This is a genomic window from Tetragenococcus halophilus, assembly GCF_001712815.1.
GTDB lineage: Bacteria > Bacillota > Bacilli > Lactobacillales > Enterococcaceae > Tetragenococcus > Tetragenococcus halophilus.
The window spans coordinates 880287-897885 of sequence record NZ_CP012047.1; the positions used below are offsets into that span (position 1 = coordinate 880287).

Consider the following 17599-nt stretch of genomic DNA (forward strand, 5'->3'; position numbering starts at 1 on the left):
TCAGTGTATAAAAAATATCCAAGAAGCATAATTTGCCAATTGGATATTTTTTATACAATTATCCTAAATTAATAATCTCATCGCACCAATCAGCTGATAGTTCCACATCATGGGTAATGATGGCTATAATAGCGTCGGTTTCCTTCAGCGTATTTAATAACTGACCAAAATGTTGCATATTGACATAGTCTAAACCACTAGTAGGTTCATCAAAAATAATCAATTCTTTTCCCGATAAGATAGCTGATGCTATGGCAACACGTTGTTTTTGTCCCCCTGATAAGCTCATAGGATGACGTTCTTCTAAACCTGACAAATTTAGTTTTTCTAATACTGGGTCTTTTTGTTCAGGATATTTTGCGTTGAGTAAAACTTCTTCAGAAACAGATTCGCTAAATAATTGGTAATTTGCATCCTGCATCACTAAAAAACCTTTTTTGACTAATTCTTTAGGAGAAATTGATTGGCCATGCCATAAAATTTTTCCTGCTAAGGGTTTTAATAAGCCCGTAAGCGTGTTTGCTAGTGTTGTTTTTCCTACGCCATTGGGACCTATGATTCCTGTGATTTTGTTTTGACTTAGCCCGACAGTCATATTTGATAAAATCGGAGTTTTTTTATCATAACCAATGCTTAAATTTTCCGCTTGTAGTAAATAGGCCCCTTGGAAATTTTCAGTTTTTTGTTCTTTTTGCAAAAGTTTTTTGTGTTTTTTAGACAAATCCATGGCTCGCAGACCTTTTTGTCCTAACTCATGATTCGTCAATTGATTAAATTTATCGCTGTTCCAATCTTGGACTAACTTACCATTTTCAAATAGTACGTAGCGATCAACTAGTCCCTTGCTCCAAGCTAAACGATGTTCGGTGAGAATAATTGTGACTCCTTGTTCCTTTTTTTGTTTTATCATTTTTTTGATCTGCTCTACTGCCTTTTGATCCAAATTACTTGTTACTTCATCTAATATCAGAACTTTAGGGCGTAGAGTGTTGGCAGCAGCCATAGCAACTTGTTGTTTTTGCCCACCAGATAATTTGAAGATATCACGGTTAAGTAAGTTTTTGATATCAAGTTCTTCAGAGACTTCATTGATACGTTTATAAATTTGATTAGGAGACTCTCCTATATTTTCAGGAGCAAAAGCAAGTTCATAGGTGGTATTTGTAGTAAAATGTTGTGTTTTTGGATTTTGAAAAACACTACCAATTACAGGAACATAATCTTCAATGTCTGCTTCTCCCGCAATTAAACCGAGTGTTTCAACATGTCCAGTCAAGTCGCCTTCAATATAGTTAGGGCTAATTCCATTTAATAAACGACTAAAAGTGGTTTTGCCACTACCGCTTTTTCCGCAAATAAGAATACACTCACCGGAAGATACTTTTAGGTTAATCGATTTTAAAAAAGTATCATCTGCATGAAGAAAACGAAATGAAGTATTTTCACTATTTATTGCAAATCGTTTCATAATAAACCTCCTATATCAATAACAATGGGAATGATAGCAATAACCATATAAATCAGGTCAACTTTAGTCATGCGGAGGTTGATAATGGACGTTTGTTTTCCCGGAATACTTAATCCTTTAGTTAAAGCAGAAATAGTCAAATCCTGTGCCACTTGACTTGCGTTCATCAGCAGTGGAATTAAAATAAACTCAAAGGTTTGTACGGGTTGTTTAATAAAAGCAATAGGACCTTTTTCAATTCCTCGAAAAGCCATCGCCTTTCTAATCTGATGATAATCTTCTCGTATTGTTGGAAAAAAACGAAAGATAACCGAAAAGGGTACAATAAAAAAATTAGGAAAACGCCATTTTTTAAATAAACTGATCCATTCCGCTGAGTGTGTTAATCTTAATGCATAAATGCCTATTATAATTCCGGGGATTAACTCCCGAAATCCATTAGCGACCATTGAAAGTGGGTAAAGCAACATTGTATTATCGATATTTGGCAAAATAGTAAAGGCTGTAAACAATTGCAGACTATAAACGATAACAATAATGAAACCCCATTTAAGTTGCTTACTTATAAAAAAAGGCATAATGAAAATAAAGACCGTGACTATTTCGATAAAAATACTGCTATCTAACAGTAAGACAATTTGGGATATTAGCAAAAAATAAAGAATTGTTCGCGGATCAAAATGGAAAACCATTAGACAATTCCTGCTTTTTTAAAATGTTTTTTCATCATTCGTTGACCAAATAAGCCACCAACAATAGCCGCAATGATAAGCAAAACAAAAACAACAATCCCCGTGTAATTAGCAATACTTGCAAAGACATTTTCAATATAAGCTGTATCTTTTCCACGTTCTCTGAGATTAGCTGCATAGCTATCTGGGCTAAATAACAATTGAACGACAGGTCCAGTAGTATTAAAAGAAAATACAATATAACTAATGAGTAGTCCTATCCTACTTTTGTACTTGAAAATATAGGCGATAATGTCTGCAAGTAGGGCAGAAATAACACTTGGAATTAAGGCAAAAGGAAATAATCCACTCAAAAAGAAAAATATACCTAAAACACTCCCCATAATCGTAATCGCGCCAAATTTAGGGACCTTTGCGACCATTAACATAAAAATCGTTCCAGCAAGCAAAGCTGCCACAACAGGAGAATAAGAATAGGAATAACCAGGAATAAGTAGTACCACAATCATTTCAGCGATGCCGACTAATATAAAATATAATGCTGTATAAATTCCTATAGAAATTAAATCCGATGTACGTATCGTTTTACTGCTACTTTTTTTCATAGTTACCTCCAATAAATTTTTCATCAATTTTCTCAGTTCATTATACGCTAGTTATAGATTTAATTATAGGAGGTTGGCATTCATTTTACATTTTTTACTTTATTTAGACGGTGAATCATTTAACACATAGAATCCTTGCAGAAACGTCGAATAATATTTTGTAAGTTAATCTGTATTTTTAAGAAGTCATTTGATCATTTATGAAATAATATTTCATTTTTATTTGAATTTAACAGTAAGAAATTTTCTCTTCAGAAATAAAATTTCAAAAAATACTTGAAATCATTGAAAATACGCTTTGTAAACGCTATAATAAAGGCGAGAGGAGGGAAAAGATGAAACCTGAAGAACAGTCATTACGAGGACCTAGGCTTTCTGTTAAAAGTAGTTTTATCGTATTTGCTTTTTTGTTACTTGGTGGAGTGATTTTTCCTTACTTATTGACAATGTTAGGGCTTAGTTTTAAGTTAGGCGTTATGCTTACCTTACCAGTCAGTCTAGCTTTTTCTTTGGTATATAGTCATTATTTTATAGAGACTAAGCAAGGTTTTTGTAAGCGATTTATTTTGTTTTTTGTTGTAACTACGGTCATTTTAGAACTGATGTCATATGTCTGGTTAATAGAAGGGTTTATCTTCTAAAAAAGAAAAGAGGGGAAATATGTTAGACAAATTCACCCAATGGATTGAAAAATATCTGGGAGGACCGATGGCAAATATTGCCAACCAGCGTCACTTAAGAGCTGTCCGTGACGGGATTATTGCCGCATTACCCTTGATTATTGTTGGATCTTTTTTCATGATTGTCGCTTTTCCGCCACTACCTGAGTCGTGGGGAATTACACAGTTTTTGACCGCAAATGCTGAAACAATTTTGCTTCCTTATCGTATGTCTATGTATATTATGGCGCTATATGCTACTTTTGGTATTGGTGCGAGTTTATCAAAGAGTTATGATCTTGACCAAGTAGCTGGAGGCATTTTAGCAGTAACAGCTTTTCTTCTAACTTTGGTTCCAGTTTCTATCCCTGAAGAAGCGACGGAAATGGCTGGTGTTGAAGGATTTGTATTGCCTATGGCCAACCTTGGTGGCGAAGGAATGTTTGTCGGGATTGTCACTTCGATTATTGCTGTAGAAATCTATCGTTTAACGGATAAGTCAAATTTCAAGATAACAATGCCTGAACAAGTGCCACCTGCAGTTGCACGTTCTTTTGAAGCATTGACGCCGACATTAATCGTTATTTTACTGATTGGTTCGATTACTTATTATATAGGTTTTGATTGGCATGCTTTTATCGGTAATTTAATTAGTCCATTAATTAGTGCGGCAGATTCATTGCCATCTGTTTTGTTATTAGTCTTACTAACAACCTTCTTTTGGTTCTTTGGTATTCATGGCTTAGCAGTTATTGGATCAATCGCTCGACCGCTTTGGCTGCAGTTGTTAGAAAGTAATTCCAGTGCATTAGCTGCTGGAGAGCCTTTACCTACAATTGGAGCAGAGCCGTTTTATCAATGGTTCATCTGGATCGGTGGGGCAGGTGCAACGATCGGATTAGCTATTTTACTAGCTTTTCGTTCAAAGTCGCAATATGGGTCGAAACTCGGAAAAACCATTCTTGCGCCAGCGATTTTTAACATTAATGAGCCTGTTATTTTTGGTGTACCTATTGTTTTAAATCCTATTTTGATGGTACCGTTTATTGGAGCTCCAGTTGTTCTAGCAACGATTGCTTGGTTTGCGACCAGCCTTGGTTTAGTAAATGCAGTTACTGTAACCGCTCCTTGGACATTACCTGGTCCTATTGGGGCATTCTTGGCAACCAATGGTGATTGGCGAGCTGCTGTTTTAAATATTATTTTAATTATTATTGCTATTTTAATTTATTATCCTTTCTTTAAAGTTTATGACAAAAACGAACTCGCGAAAGAACAAGGAACGATAGAAAAGTAATTCAAAAGATGAAAGTTGTTTTGTTTCATACATTTTATCATTATTTGTAATTATTGGAGGCAGATTGAGCAAGTTGCCTCCAATAATTTAACGATTGGTGGCACATCGTCAAATGTCCCGCCGATATTTCTATGGATTGGGTTCACATCGTCAACTATTTCGCCAATTGCGCTATTTTTTGAAGTTAACCAACTAATTTTTATTTTCATTTATAAGAAACAATTGACGCAATTCTTTTTCAAAAAAATTAACTATGTTATAGTTAAGTAGTAATAACGCTTACATATTTTTTAGTTAAGGGAGATTTTTATTTATGGAAATTAAAGAAATAGTGCCTGAGGAATTATTAACCTCAAATGCTCATGAACTCGAACCGGGACAAGCGGAATTAATCGGTTATGCTAAGAGTACAGAAGATGTCAGCGATTTTATGAAAAAAGCAAATGAGGCTGACAAAAAAGTGATTACGATTGGGGCACATACCGGATTAACTGGTGCAACTTATCCTCATGAAGGTGAGTGGTTTTTAAGTTTAGCTGAGATGACTGATATTATCTCTTTAGATAAAGAAACATTAACTTTAAATGTACAAGCAGGGGTGACTCTGGCGCAAATCCGCCAGTATTTAGCCGATACGCCTTATTTTTATGCGCCAGATCCAGGTGAAAAATCCGCTACGATTGGTGGTACTGTTGGAACGAACGCAGGAGGAATGCGCGCCATCAAATATGGTGTAACACGCGATAATGTACGTGGCTATGATGTGGTGTTGGCTAATGGTGATATTATTCATGCAGGTAGTTTAAATCAAAAAAATAGTTCTGGTTACGACTTAAAAGATCTTTTTATTGGCTCAGAGGGGACATTAGGTGTTATTACTGAATTACAATTAAAATTGAGGACTAGACCACGTTATGAACGTTCCATGCTGGTTGGTTTTGAAAAATTAGATGATCTGGCACCTACAGTCTATGAAATTTTAAATTCGCCTGTAGAGCCCGTAGCATTGGAATTATTAGAGAAAAATTCGGTGGGTTATGCGGAAGATTATTTACAAGTCAAAATGCCCAAACAAGAAGGAGCGGCTTTTTTACTTTTGACATTAAACTCCAATGACGAAAAAGCTCTAAACCGTGAATTAGACGAAGTCCGTTCCATTGTTAACTCGGCAGGCGCGTTAAATATCCGGGATATTGATGAAAAAGAAGCAAAATTAGTTTGGAATATTCGCGATCATATCCTAACCGGAATTTATGCTGCGGCAACTACCAAAATGTACGATCCTGTCGTTCCCACTCGTTACGTTCCTGATTTAATTATTCAATCGAAAAAATATGCAGATGAGATGGGAATTTCAAGTGCGTTTTTTGGACATGCAGGTGATGGCAACATCCATATCTGCGTTTTACAAGAAGATTATGAAGATGTTCAGTGGAAAAAGATGTTAGTCGAATATGAACAAAAACTTTATCCATTTATTGCTGAACTGGGCGGTTTGCCTTCTGCTGAGCATGGTATTGGCTTGGAAAAGAAAGAGTATTTATCCCATTTTTACTCAAAAGAATACATGAATACATTAAAGGCGATTAAAAAAGCACTAGATCCAAAAAATGTATTAAACCCAAATCGAATCTTTGATTTGTAAAAAGGTTGACCTAAGTTCTTTGTTCAGGTATGATAAGCTCAATTACTAAACAAGAAAGGAAGAAACCATTATGCAATTAACTTACGCAAACAATTTAGCACAAGCATGGCAAAACTGGCGTAGTAGGTTGTATTGATGGATTCTTTCCATAGATACAACGATTTAGACGAGCAATCTAAAGCTTTGTATCTATGCCGGTTAAAATCAATCTTATGAACCGCATAGATCAATCATCTATGCGGTTTTTGTTAAGTCTTTAGACCGGGTTGAGCTCGCGTAGCGTGCGAAACAAAAAACCACACGCTATGCGGGTGGAAAGGAAAAAGTTATACTAAAAAATCTCTTCACTAGCGTTACAATGTAGTTGTTCAGGCTACATGGTAACGAAAGGAAGAGATTCAGTTGGCTAACAAAGCAAATAGTTTAACCCATACAAAATGGTTATGCAATACCATATTGTATTCACCCCCAAGTATAGAAGAAAAATTGTTTATAATCAATACAGAGCAAGTCTACAAGAGATTATCAAAAGATTGTGCAGTTATAAAGGTGTAGAAATCCTAGAAGGACATATGATGCCCGATCATGTTCACTTACTCGTAAGTATACCACCGAAGATAAGTATTTCTAGCTTTATGGGGTATTTAAAAGGAAAAAGCGCCATGATGATGTTTGATAAACATGCCAATTTGAAGTACAAATTTGGGAATCGTCATTTTTGGGCAGAAGGTTATTATGTGAGCACAGTGGGTCTTATGAGGCAACCATCAAGAAATATATTCAAGAGCAAGAAAAACATGATATGGCCTTAGATAAACTAAGTGTTCGAGAATATGCAGACCCTTTTAAGGGTTAGAGAGTGATAAAAACACCTCTTGAGAGGTAGCAAAAGCGACAAAACCAGTGTGGCTTGAACAAAGTGAAAGCCAGCGCCTTGAGACGCTGGCTAGTATTGGGGGCTTATAGCCCCAGAGCAAACCACCCTTTTGAAGGGTGGTTATGATTTTTTCAGCAATGATCGCAGGATTGTTGCTTTTTTTATTTGTTAAAACAAAGCAAACAAAGCGATCATATCAGTTTAATTCAATAAAGAAAGTAGGAAGGTAAAATGAAAAACAAAGGATTGATATTCAGTGTTGCTGTTATTGTGGTAGTTTTAGCAGGTAGCTTGTTCGCTTTTGAGTTAGGGAAAAGGAATTCGGGAAACGCTCAGTCTGAAGAAACGAAAAAAGTAAGTATTTTACAATATGTCAGTCACCCTTCATTAGATGATATACGACAAGGTGTGGAAGACGGCCTAGCGCAATCGGGTTACAAAGAAGGCGAGAATCTTGAACTCGAGTTTCAAAATGGTCAAGGCGATCAAAGCAAATTAGCGACAATGAGCCAACAATTAGTCGAAGGTAATCCTGACGCTCTGGTAGGAATCGCTACACCCGCTGTTCAGAGTTTAGCAAATGAAACGAGTGATATACCTATTATGTTAGGCGCTATTGCAGATCCAGTGGGCAGTGATTTAGTCGATTCTATGGAAAGACCAGGCGGAAATATGACCGGCGTTTCTAATCAAGTACCGATTGATCAACAACTGGATTTGGCCAAAGAACTTTTACCTGAAGCAAAAACAATGGGGATCCTTTATTCGTCCTCAGAAGATAATGCTAAACCACAAGTTGTAGAAGCCGAAAAAGAGGCGAAAAAGCAAGATTTTAAGACTGAAAGATATGCGGTTCCTTCATCAAATGAAATTCAACAAACGATCCAAGCCATGGACGATGTCGATTTTATCTATATTCCAAATGACAATACTATGGCTAATGCGATGTCAACCATTGTTAACGAAGCCGACAAAAAGAATATTCCCATTATTCCATCAGTAGATATTATGGTGGAAGAAGGCGGCGTCGCGACCGTAGGGATTGACCAACATGAATTAGGGGTAAAAACAGGTGAAATGACAGCTGATATCCTCAATGGAGATGATCCAGCTAAAACTCCTGTCTATGTTTACGACGAAGGGGAAACATATGTTAATCAAAAGCAAGTGGAAAAGTACAATATTGATTTGCCAAAAAATTTGGAAGATGAAGCAGAGTTTATAGATAGATAAAATTTAGTTTAATTCATGATGAAAAAAAGCGTGCTATGTATAAAGCAGCACGCTTTTTATAATTGTATTTTTTATCCAAGAAGTAAGTAGAATCTTCATTTAAAATCATGTAGCAATCCTTAGAGCTAAAATCTAACTTCTGAGTGTCGGTTACCAAAAAAGTACACTTTCAGCGAATAATCATGACTGAAATTGGGGCATTTTTAGCCATATAAGAAGCACTGGTGCCAAAATAGTCTTTCAGCCCATGCTTAGCGTGTGATCCAATAATGAGTAAGTCACATTGGGTTTGTGGCAAGATATGATGAATAATTCGTTCAGCAGGGGCACCTTCATCGCTAAAAAGTTTAACGGTTTGTACACCTTGGTCATAAGCATATTGCTGATACTTTCGTAGATTTTCTTCTGTTTTTTTACGTGCTAATCGCAAGTAATCATCATCCAAAGCCTGATACACGTTTATTTCATCCGATTCTAATATAGAAGCAATAACCAATTCAATATTTTCGTGAGCAGCTTTTTTTACGGCATATTGAAAAGCTTTTTGCGCATTGGCAGATTCATCGACTCCAACTAAGATGCTGTGAAATCCATTACCCATCATTATTCATTCCTTCTTTTTGTAGTTGTTCAAACTTTTTATTTCCCTTATATAACTCAATAATTGTCCATGCTAATAAGGCTAGAACAACAAGAATTAAAACATAAGCAATTCCATCTGCCCATAAAAGTTCTTGTCTAGTAGCTTGCGCTCCAAAAAAGCCTTCAATTTGGTCGGGTAAGCCGATTAAGTTCAAATAAGTTAACGCAATAACAGAAATCCAACCTAAAAACTTTACGATGGTACTATTGCGGAAACGTTTGCCCATTTCAGCTTGACTGTTTGTCATCATAAGCAGTGGGATGATTGAAAACGGTAGAGCAAAAGCTAGAAAAACTTGTGAGTTATTCATTAAATTGTTTAAGGCGGTATGCTCTTCTACGGTGCTTTTACCACTCGTGATAAGAACACAAATTAAGACGGGAACAACTGATAACAAGCGAGTCACTAAACGACGTAACCAAATGGGCATTCGCATATGAATAAAACCTTCCATGATTACTTGTCCTGTGAGCGTACCAGTAATGGTTGAATTTTGTCCAGATGCTAATAAGGCAACGGCAAATAATGTGGATAACAGTCCCGAACTGGCTACTTGAGATAATACGCCATTACTTAAGGTATTAGGGTCAGATAAAGCTTCGTAGAGCCCAAAAAAGGACGGATCTTGTACTGCGCCATCTTTAAATACAGCTACGCCCATAACCAATAACAAGGCATTGACAAGAAAAGCTAAAGAAAGTTGAATATTGGAATCCCAAGTAGAAAAACGAACAGCTTGTGCGACTTCTTCTTTGTTATCGTGATCGAGTTTGCGTGTCTGTGAAACCGCTGAATGCAAATACAGATTATGCGGCATGACCGTGGCACCAATAATTCCTAATGAACCTGTTAGTGGTGTTTGACCTCCAATATGCGGCGTTTGCGAAAAGGTATCCATTGTTGGGATAAAACCTGCAAACATGGCTCCTAAATCAGGCTTTGATAGAGCGACTTGGTAGACAAAGACAAATAAAATGACAAAAATTAAACAAACGACAATAGCTTCAATTTTACGAAAACCGATTTTGGTTAGCAGTAACAAGAGCAATACATCTAAGACAGTGATGAAAACAGCATATACAAGTGGAATATTGAATAACAAGTAAAGCGCAATCGCAGCTCCGATCACTTCAGCAATATCCGTTGCCATAATGGCTAATTCTGTCAGTACCCATAAAACGATACTTAAAGATTTACTTGTACGCGCACGAATGGCTTGAGCCAAATCCATTTGGCTAACGATTCCTAGTTTTGAAGACATATACTGTAAAAGCATCGCAATTAAACTGGAAATTAGAATAATGGACATTAATAAATATTGAAAATTTTGACCACCTGTAATAGAGGTAGACCAATTCCCAGGATCCATGTAGCCGACAGCGACTAAGGCACCCGGTCCAGAGTAGGCCAGTAAAGTTCGCCAAAATCCTTTTCCTTTGGGTACTTGGACGGTACTATTGATTTCTTGCAAGGATGCTCCATTGGTTTGCTCAATAATGGAGTGTTTTTTTGGTTCATCGCTCATAAAAATACCTGCTTTCCTTTAATTTCGTTTTTATCATACATCAAAATCCGAAATCTTAAAAGAATTTTTATGGCAAACCTAAAAAAATTATTTAACAAATTAAATATTCAAATAGTAATCTTCTTCTTTTAGAATGGGCGTCACCTTGGTAAAGAGATATTTAAAAAGAAAACTAAAAGCAATTGGAGCAACGGCAAAAGCGATAATAGATTTTAACAAAGTAACAAATGTCCAGCCATCTTCGGCCAAATTCATGTAATTAATCGGACCAATTAAGCCACTAAAACCAAAGCCTGCTGACATAGGTGAACCTTGAATATCCCATAAAGCAGCTAAAACACCGCAACATGCAGCAGTACAAATGATAGGTAACAAAATCAGTGGTTTTTTCAAGGCGTTAGCCATCGACATTTTCGGTGATCCGATAAAGTGAGCAAAACTTGTTCCTTTGGTATTCACATGCCAGCCCATGATTGCAAAACCAAATCCGGTTGCACAAATACCAATATTGGCCGCGCCTGAACCTATGCCGCTTAACGAGATCGCTAAAGCAATACCAACGGTTGTAATCGGAGAAACAATCAAAACAGAAAAAATAACAGCTAATAAAATACTCATAACAAGAGGTTGTAAATCAAGTAGTTGGGCGATCCCTTGTCCGATCCATTCCGTAATTTTTAAAATATAAGGCAAAATCAAGCGTCCAATAATGCCTGGAATAATCAAAGAAAGCGCGGGAATAACTAAAATGGTATAAGACTTTAACTTATTTCCTAAGAACAAAAGCATGCCACAAGCCATAGCGGCAGTTAGTCCTATGTTAATAATGTCGCCTGTACCTTCTAAAAGCATTCCATCTGGTGTAAAGTTAACGGCTCCAGAAGCAAAGATAGAAGCAAGTCCTACCGCAGCCGACTGTATCGGTGGAAATTTAAAGTTGATACCGATCAAAGTCCCAATAACAATTCCCATCATAGAATTAGAAAGATTTACTGCATTTAAGACGTTGATCAAAAACGGGAAAGTAGGTAAGAGTGCTTTACAAAGTTCAGATAATAAGGCGCTTGGAATTAAAACGATGACTGTACCAATGGCTAAGCCGTTTAAAATATTCATAATAAATTCTCTTGGAGTTACTTGTTGAGTCATAAGATTGTCCCTTTCTGAAATACAAATTTTTATAAGTAAAAGAATAGCACTTTTTCTGAATTTTTCCAATATTTAAACATTCCATATAAAAGTAGGATTTGCAATTTATAGAAACCACTTAAGTGGGCAAGTTAACAGAACTGCATCTGAAATACAAAGATGACTGAAAAAGACTTTTTCAGCTATCAACAAATACACAAATCAAAAAAGGAAAATCACTGAAATATGAAGAAGCGAATTAAAAATTAGATCGACTTCCTGCTCGTTGCTTTCTTAGTAAAAAAAATTTATACTTATTGCAACGATTCTTTCTTTATGATAAGGAGGTTCAATATGTCATTGACCATCAAAGATGTTGCTGAAAAGGCTGGCGTTTCCGTTACAACCGTATCGCGCGTGTTAAACAATCGTGGGTATATTAGTGATAAGACGCGGAAAAAAGTCATGACCACAATGGACGAATTAAATTATACGCCTAATGAAATGGCACGTTCTTTTTTAACCAATAAGACGCGCTTTATTGCACTAATTGTTCCAACAACTGAAAACCCTTTTTTCGGTGAATTAACGTTTCATCTTGAAAAAGAGCTGGCTAAAAAAGGGTATAATCTATTTATTTGTAACAGCTTAAATGATGTTGATAATGAAAAAAAATACTTACGCTTACTTCAAGAAAAACGGGTCGATGGGGTTATTGTAGGATCGCATAATATTAATATCAGTGAATATCAATACTTTGAGAATAAGATCGTAAGTATCGAAAGAGAATTAACAGCCCATATTCCTATCATTCAAAGTGATAACTATCTGGGGGGAAAGCTTGCTACACAAGAATTAATTGATAAGGGTTGCCAAAAAATTGTATGCATTCGAGGAGATCAACAGGTTACGACTCCAGCAAATGATCGTGCGGCTGCGTATAAAGATGTGATGAAAGAAAATAACCTTGTTTATAGTTTCAAGGAAGTTCCTTTTCAATTCACCGACCAAAAAAACGTGAACTGATTGATCAGCTTTTTACCGGAGAAACGGGATATGACGGTATTTTTGCTGGGGATGACATCATTGCTACGATGTGTATGAACAGCGCTAAAGAACATGGGGTTTCAGTTCCTGCAGAATTAAAAATCATCGGTTTTGATGGAACAAAGATTGTTCGGCAACTGAATCCAGAATTGACTACCATTGTTCAGCCAATCGAAAAACTGGCACAAAAATCAGTCGAAGTGCTATTGGCGTTATTAAATGAAGAAAAAGTTGAACAAGTAACCAAGTTACCAGTAAATCTCTTATCTTCAACTTCTAGCCAGTGATTATGTCCATTCACTCCTAACTAAAAAAGGTTGGGAGTGTTTTTTGATAAAATATGTTAAAGGGTTGATATATGGTAACGATTGACATATTATATTATTATATTTCGTAAAACGATTTCAAAATCGGAAATAATAAAAAATAATTAATTCTATTATGGCGTAGAGCAACTTTTAGGAAAGGTGAGGATGTTCAATGAAACAAACAAAAAAATGGTGGAAAGAAGCAGTTGCTTACCAAATTTATCCTCGTAGTTTTTATGATACAAATGGAGACGGAATTGGTGATATACGAGGTATTATAGAAAAATTAGACTATTTAAAAGATTTAGGGGTTGATGTAGTTTGGCTGAGCCCAGTTTATCAATCACCTAACGATGACAATGGTTATGATATTAGCGATTATAAAGCTATTATGAGTGAATTCGGGACAATGAAAGATCTTGATGAATTGATGGAAAAAATACACAAACGTGGTATGAAATTAATTATGGATCTTGTCATTAATCATACTTCGGATGAACATGAATGGTTTATTGAATCACGGTCTTCTAAAGATAATCTATATCGTGATTATTACATTTGGCATCCAGGTAAAAAAGATGGAAGCCGCCCTAATAATTGGGAATCTATTTTCAATGGTCCAGCTTGGGAGTGGGATGACAAAACAAAAGAATATTATATGCATATATTTTCTAAAAAACAACCTGACTTAAATTGGGAGAATCCAGAAGTGCGGCAATCGCTGTATGATACTGTTAATTGGTGGTTAGATAAAGGAATCGACGGTTTTAGGATTGATGCAATTACACATATCAAGAAAAAGCCTGGTTTTCCAGATTTGCCTAATCCATTGAAAAAAGATGTTGTGCCATCTTTTGATGCGCATATGAATCAACCGGGTATTGATAAACATCTCACAGAATTAGCTGAAGAAACCTTCAATAACTACGATATTATGACAGTAGGAGAAGCAAATGGTGTTGAAGTAGAGGATGCAGAACAGTGGGTTGGTGAAGAAAACGGTTATTTTGATATGATTTTTCAATTTGAACATATAAATCTTTGGGGAGATAAAGCTACTTTTGATCTCACAGAATTTAAAAAAGTGTTAACCAAGTGGCAAAAAGGGTTAGAAGGTGTTGGTTGGAATGCTTTGTTTCTTGAAAACCATGACTTAGTGCGTGCGGTTTCGTCAATGGGAAATGATACAGATATGCGTAAAACATCTGCTAAAGCGCTAGCAACGATGTATTTCTTTATGCAGGGGACTCCCTTTATTTATCAAGGGCAAGAAATTGGTATGACAAATGTTCATTTTGATTCTTTAGATGAATATGATGATATACAGTCAGTCAATAAAGCTAAAACTATGATTAAAGAAGGTAGTAAGCAAGAAGAAGCAATGGAATATATTTGGGAAAGTTCTCGTGATAATTCAAGAACGCCAATGCAGTGGAATTCTACAGAGCAAGCAGGATTTACAACGGGCACGCCATGGTTAAAAGTAAATGACAATTACGCAGATATCAACGTAGCTGAGTCTTATGAAGACCCTAATTCTGTTTATAATTTCTATAAAAAAATGATTGATATCAGACGTCGTTCAGAAACCCTTATTTATGGAACCTATGAATTAATTGAAGAAAAGCACCCATCAGTTTATGCCTATCTCAGACACGGTGAGCAAGAAGATTTTCTTATTATGGTAAATATGTTTGATGGTCGTGAAAAAATGGACTTTTCTAAATATAATCTAAAAGAACTTGTACTAGCTAATTATGAAGTTAATGATCGTTTAAATAATAGTATCTTATTACGTCCTTATGAAGCACGTATGTATAAAATTTCAAAATAGGAAAAAATATTTTGAATTTGAATTTTTTAAAATTAAGGGATTGGAAGATGAAAGTTTTAACATTAAATGTACATGGATGGATGGAAAAATTTGCTAGTAAAAAAATAAAACAACTAGCGCAAGTGATAGCGACTAAAGATTATGATGTGATCGCTCTTCAAGAAGTTAATCAGCCTATGAAAGAAGGAATGACTGAGCATAAGCGCTTTATAAAACCCAGTCAGGAAGTTAATCTCGTTCCATTAAAAAAAGGCAATTATGCAGGAGTTTTGGTCAAAGAACTAGAGAAATTTGGAAAGTACTATTTTTGGACTTGGAGCGCTAATCATATAGGATATGATAAATATGATGAAGGACTAGCCATTTTATCGAAAACACCACAAAATTCCCAGGTAATAAATATTTCTCAGTCTACAGAATACGATAACGTAGGCACTAGAAATATTTTAAAAAGTGAAATATCAATTTTTGATAAAAAATGGTTAATTTTTAATGGTCATTTTTCTTGGTGGGAAGATCCAGAAGATAATCAAATTTTCAAACATGAGTGGGATAGAGCCCAAATTGCCCTTAATGAAAACATGAAAGAAAACATTATTTTTATGGGTGATTTTAACAATGAAGCTAGCACTTACAATAAAGGATATGATTATGTTTTAAAAACAGCGCCCTTTTTAAATGATTCTTATACAATCGCACAAGAAAATTACGGGTATGCAACTATGAAGGGAAAAATCGATGGTTGGAAAACAACTTCTGATAGTAAACGAATTGATTATATTTTTGTTAGTGATAAATTAACTGTTCAAAAAAACCATGTCATTTTCAATCAAGATAATGAATCTATTGTGAGTGATCATTTTGGTGTTGAAGTCATAATATTAGAGTAAAAAAATATATTTATAAAGCTTTATTCATAGTAAAGCTTTATAAATTGTCCCTTTTAGAAATCGCTGTCAAAAATATCTGGATAAAATAAAAAAGGCATTAAAGGAGCTAAATAAAATGATGCAAAAAATACAACGTTTTGGTGGAGCAATGCTTACGCCAGTTATGCTATTTGCTTTTAACGGGATAATATTAGCTTTATCTATTGCGTTTCAAAATGAATCAATAGTAGGAGGACTCGCCGCTTAAGGTTCCTTTTGGAGCGATATTTGGGGAATGATTGAATCTGGCGGATGGACAGTATTTGATCATATGGAATTACTGTTTGTAATCGGTTTGCCTATCGGGCTAGCGAAAAAAGCTCAGGCGCGAGCAGTTATGGAATCTTTTGTTATTTATATGATTTGGAATACAAATATTAATTACATTTTAAACACATGGAACTTTGGCGTAGATATGAGTAATGTGGAAGATGCTATCGGTATTAAAGAAATTGGTGGCGTTGCGACATTGGATACTAATTTAATTGGGGCATTATTGATTTCTGGGTTAGCTGTATACTTACATAACCGATTTTTCGATACACCTTTACCAGAATGGTTAGGGATTTTCTCTGGTTCATCATTTGTGGTTATGCTTGGTTTCTTTATGGCTATTCCTCTTGCATTTTTAACTGCATGGATTTGGCCATCGATTCAAGACGTTATTTCTCAATTGCAAGGGTTTATGGCTTCTAGTGGAACAGCTGGTGTTGGAATTTATGTTTTCTTACAAAGACTTTTAATTCCAACAGGTTTGCATCATTTTATTAATCAACCTTTTGAATTTGGTCCAGCAGCCGTTGAAGGTGGGCTACTTAATTATTGGTTTGAAAATCTTTCGGAAATTGCTGCTTTTGATGGCTCAATAAGAGAGATATTTCCTCAAGGCGGTTTTATGTTACAAAATGCATCTATGTTTTTCTTTCCAATAGGTATTGGAGCAGCTTTTGTTGCTACTTCAAAACCTGAAAAATGGAAAAAGACAATGGCTTTAGTTATACCAACAGCTGCTACAGCAATGATTGCAGGGATTACAGAACCTTTTGAATTTACCTTCTTATTTTTAGCACCCCAATTATTTGCTGTTCATGCAGCATTAACATCTATCTTTGCAATGACCATATATGCGTTTGGTTTAGCTGGAGGATTCGCGGCAAATATTGGAGGTATTACGGGCGTTCTCTTACCAATGGCTGAAAATCATTTAGATGCTATTTTTATTTACTTTGCTAGTGGTATTGTACTCACTTTCATTTACTATTTTGCTTTCCGTTGGGTAATTTTAAAATTCAATTTAAAAACGCCTGGACGTGAAGAGGACGAAGAAGTACACATGTATAGTAAGAAAGAATATAAAGCTAAAAAAGCAGAAGAAAAAGGCGCTGCTTCTAGTGATGAAGGATTAAGCGATGTAGGTAAAAAAGCGTTAGGTTTTTTAAATGCTTTGGGTGGGACTGATAATATTGCTGATATTAATAACTGTACGACTCGTTTGCGAATTTCGGTAAAAGATCCAGATCAGTTGGAAAATGATGCTTTTTTCAAAAATTATGGTGCTTATGGCGTAGTTCGAAATGGGAAAGCTATCCAGGTTATTGTTGGAATGGAGGTTCCAAAAGTACGAGAAGAGTTCGAAAGGATAGTAAACGACAATGTTAGTTAATGTTTAATTTAAGGTTTGGTTTAACAAAAGTTTAGTTTATTTAGGA

Annotated in this window: 16 protein-coding genes and 1 pseudogene; 11 read left to right on the forward strand and 6 right to left on the reverse strand. The window is 35.5% G+C overall.

From position 1 onward, the window contains the following. Positions 1 to 58 precede the first annotated feature (58 nt). From AC806_RS04195 to AC806_RS04205, 3 genes are read right to left on the reverse strand one after another with little or no spacing between them, the layout of a single operon-like run. Entirely contained in the window at positions 59 to 1468 is a 1410-nt protein-coding gene (locus AC806_RS04195; protein ID WP_014124568.1) for an ABC transporter ATP-binding protein, read from the reverse strand. Further along, positions 1465 to 2160, reverse strand: a complete 696-nt coding sequence (locus AC806_RS04200; protein WP_014124569.1) for an energy-coupling factor transporter transmembrane component T family protein — start codon at positions 2158 to 2160, stop codon at positions 1465 to 1467. The genes AC806_RS04195 and AC806_RS04200 overlap by 4 nt, the downstream gene beginning before the upstream one ends. Continuing rightward, positions 2160 to 2765 (reverse strand): MptD family putative ECF transporter S component, encoded by a 606-nt coding sequence (locus AC806_RS04205; RefSeq protein WP_069028848.1) that lies wholly within the window; start codon positions 2763 to 2765, stop codon positions 2160 to 2162. The genes AC806_RS04200 and AC806_RS04205 overlap by 1 nt, the downstream gene beginning before the upstream one ends. Positions 2766 to 3100: 335 nt before the next feature. Here AC806_RS04205 and AC806_RS04210 point away from each other — a divergent pair, with 335 nt between their 5' ends. The 5 genes and pseudogenes from AC806_RS04210 (at position 3101) to trpX (ending at position 8476) form a co-directional block, all read left to right on the forward strand. After that, positions 3101 to 3406, forward strand: a complete 306-nt coding sequence (locus tag AC806_RS04210; RefSeq protein WP_069028849.1) for a hypothetical protein — start codon at positions 3101 to 3103, stop codon at positions 3404 to 3406. 19 nt (positions 3407 to 3425) lie between these two features. Further along, positions 3426 to 4721, forward strand: a complete 1296-nt coding sequence (locus AC806_RS04215) for a PTS sugar transporter subunit IIC (protein ID WP_069028850.1) — start codon at positions 3426 to 3428, stop codon at positions 4719 to 4721. Positions 4722 to 5034: 313 nt separating this feature from the next. Continuing rightward, complete coding sequence (locus tag AC806_RS04220; protein WP_069028851.1) at positions 5035 to 6366, forward strand: FAD-binding oxidoreductase; 1332 nt, start codon at positions 5035 to 5037, stop codon at positions 6364 to 6366. A 402-nt stretch (positions 6367 to 6768) separates the two neighbouring features. Next, positions 6769 to 7222: pseudogene (gene tnpA / locus AC806_RS04225) on the forward strand (IS200/IS605 family transposase). A 252-nt stretch (positions 7223 to 7474) separates the two neighbouring features. Then, positions 7475 to 8476 carry a tryptophan ABC transporter substrate-binding protein gene (trpX, locus tag AC806_RS04230; protein ID WP_014124575.1) on the forward strand — a complete coding sequence of 334 codons (1002 nt, stop codon included), beginning with the start codon at positions 7475 to 7477 and terminating at the stop codon, positions 8474 to 8476. A 169-nt stretch (positions 8477 to 8645) separates the two neighbouring features. On the opposite strand, the gene AC806_RS04235 is transcribed toward trpX, so the two are convergent. From AC806_RS04235 to AC806_RS04245, 3 genes are all read right to left on the reverse strand, one after another. Then, positions 8646 to 9077: a universal stress protein gene (locus AC806_RS04235; RefSeq protein WP_014124576.1), complete on the reverse strand. Its 432-nt coding sequence runs from the start codon at positions 9075 to 9077 to the stop codon at positions 8646 to 8648. Next, on the reverse strand, positions 9070 to 10644 hold the full coding sequence (locus AC806_RS04240) for an Nramp family divalent metal transporter (RefSeq protein ID WP_014124577.1): 1575 nt from the start codon (positions 10642 to 10644) through the stop codon (positions 9070 to 9072). The genes AC806_RS04235 and AC806_RS04240 overlap by 8 nt, the downstream gene beginning before the upstream one ends. A gap of 99 nt (positions 10645 to 10743) precedes the next feature. Further along, positions 10744 to 11793: a PTS sugar transporter subunit IIC gene (locus tag AC806_RS04245; RefSeq protein WP_014124578.1), complete on the reverse strand. Its 1050-nt coding sequence runs from the start codon at positions 11791 to 11793 to the stop codon at positions 10744 to 10746. Positions 11794 to 12126: 333 nt separating this feature from the next. Between AC806_RS04245 and AC806_RS04250 the strand changes: the two genes are divergently transcribed. From AC806_RS04250 to AC806_RS04265, 6 genes are all read left to right on the forward strand, one after another. Continuing rightward, positions 12127 to 12798, forward strand: a complete 672-nt coding sequence (locus tag AC806_RS04250; RefSeq protein ID WP_014124579.1) for a LacI family DNA-binding transcriptional regulator — start codon at positions 12127 to 12129, stop codon at positions 12796 to 12798. Between the two features lie 38 nt (positions 12799 to 12836). Beyond that, on the forward strand, positions 12837 to 13106 hold the full coding sequence (locus tag AC806_RS11680) for a substrate-binding domain-containing protein (protein ID WP_256729363.1): 270 nt from the start codon (positions 12837 to 12839) through the stop codon (positions 13104 to 13106). Between the two features lie 193 nt (positions 13107 to 13299). Next, entirely contained in the window at positions 13300 to 14961 is a 1662-nt protein-coding gene (locus AC806_RS04255) for a glycoside hydrolase family 13 protein (protein ID WP_014124581.1), read from the forward strand. Positions 14962 to 15008: 47 nt separating this feature from the next. Next, complete coding sequence (locus AC806_RS04260; RefSeq protein WP_014124582.1) at positions 15009 to 15851, forward strand: endonuclease/exonuclease/phosphatase family protein; 843 nt, start codon at positions 15009 to 15011, stop codon at positions 15849 to 15851. A gap of 115 nt (positions 15852 to 15966) precedes the next feature. Beyond that, entirely contained in the window at positions 15967 to 16098 is a 132-nt protein-coding gene (locus tag AC806_RS12230) for a hypothetical protein (protein ID WP_014124583.1), read from the forward strand. A gap of 18 nt (positions 16099 to 16116) precedes the next feature. Further along, entirely contained in the window at positions 16117 to 17553 is a 1437-nt protein-coding gene (locus tag AC806_RS04265; RefSeq protein ID WP_307718627.1) for a PTS transporter subunit EIIC, read from the forward strand. Positions 17554 to 17599: the final 46 nt, after the last annotated feature.

Excerpts from the sequence above, each read along its gene's own strand:
- AC806_RS04245 (WP_014124578.1), bottom strand. The coding sequence starts at position 11,793 with ATGACTCAACAAGTAACTCCAAGAGAATTTATTATGAATATTTTAAAC.
- AC806_RS04205 (WP_069028848.1), bottom strand. The coding sequence starts at position 2,765 with ATGAAAAAAAGTAGCAGTAAAACGATACGTACATCGGATTTAATTTCT.
- AC806_RS04240 (WP_014124577.1), bottom strand. The coding sequence starts at position 10,644 with ATGAGCGATGAACCAAAAAAACACTCCATTATTGAGCAAACCAATGGA.
- AC806_RS04260 (WP_014124582.1), top strand. The coding sequence starts at position 15,009 with ATGAAAGTTTTAACATTAAATGTACATGGATGGATGGAAAAATTTGCT.
- AC806_RS04195 (WP_014124568.1), bottom strand. The coding sequence starts at position 1,468 with ATGAAACGATTTGCAATAAATAGTGAAAATACTTCATTTCGTTTTCTT.
- AC806_RS04250 (WP_014124579.1), top strand. The coding sequence starts at position 12,127 with ATGTCATTGACCATCAAAGATGTTGCTGAAAAGGCTGGCGTTTCCGTT.
- AC806_RS04220 (WP_069028851.1), top strand. The coding sequence starts at position 5,035 with ATGGAAATTAAAGAAATAGTGCCTGAGGAATTATTAACCTCAAATGCT.
- AC806_RS04200 (WP_014124569.1), bottom strand. The coding sequence starts at position 2,160 with ATGGTTTTCCATTTTGATCCGCGAACAATTCTTTATTTTTTGCTAATA.
- AC806_RS04210 (WP_069028849.1), top strand. The coding sequence starts at position 3,101 with ATGAAACCTGAAGAACAGTCATTACGAGGACCTAGGCTTTCTGTTAAA.
- AC806_RS04215 (WP_069028850.1), top strand. The coding sequence starts at position 3,426 with ATGTTAGACAAATTCACCCAATGGATTGAAAAATATCTGGGAGGACCG.
- AC806_RS12230 (WP_014124583.1), top strand. The coding sequence starts at position 15,967 with ATGATGCAAAAAATACAACGTTTTGGTGGAGCAATGCTTACGCCAGTT.
- AC806_RS04255 (WP_014124581.1), top strand. The coding sequence starts at position 13,300 with ATGAAACAAACAAAAAAATGGTGGAAAGAAGCAGTTGCTTACCAAATT.
- trpX (WP_014124575.1), top strand. The coding sequence starts at position 7,475 with ATGAAAAACAAAGGATTGATATTCAGTGTTGCTGTTATTGTGGTAGTT.
- AC806_RS04235 (WP_014124576.1), bottom strand. The coding sequence starts at position 9,077 with ATGGGTAATGGATTTCACAGCATCTTAGTTGGAGTCGATGAATCTGCC.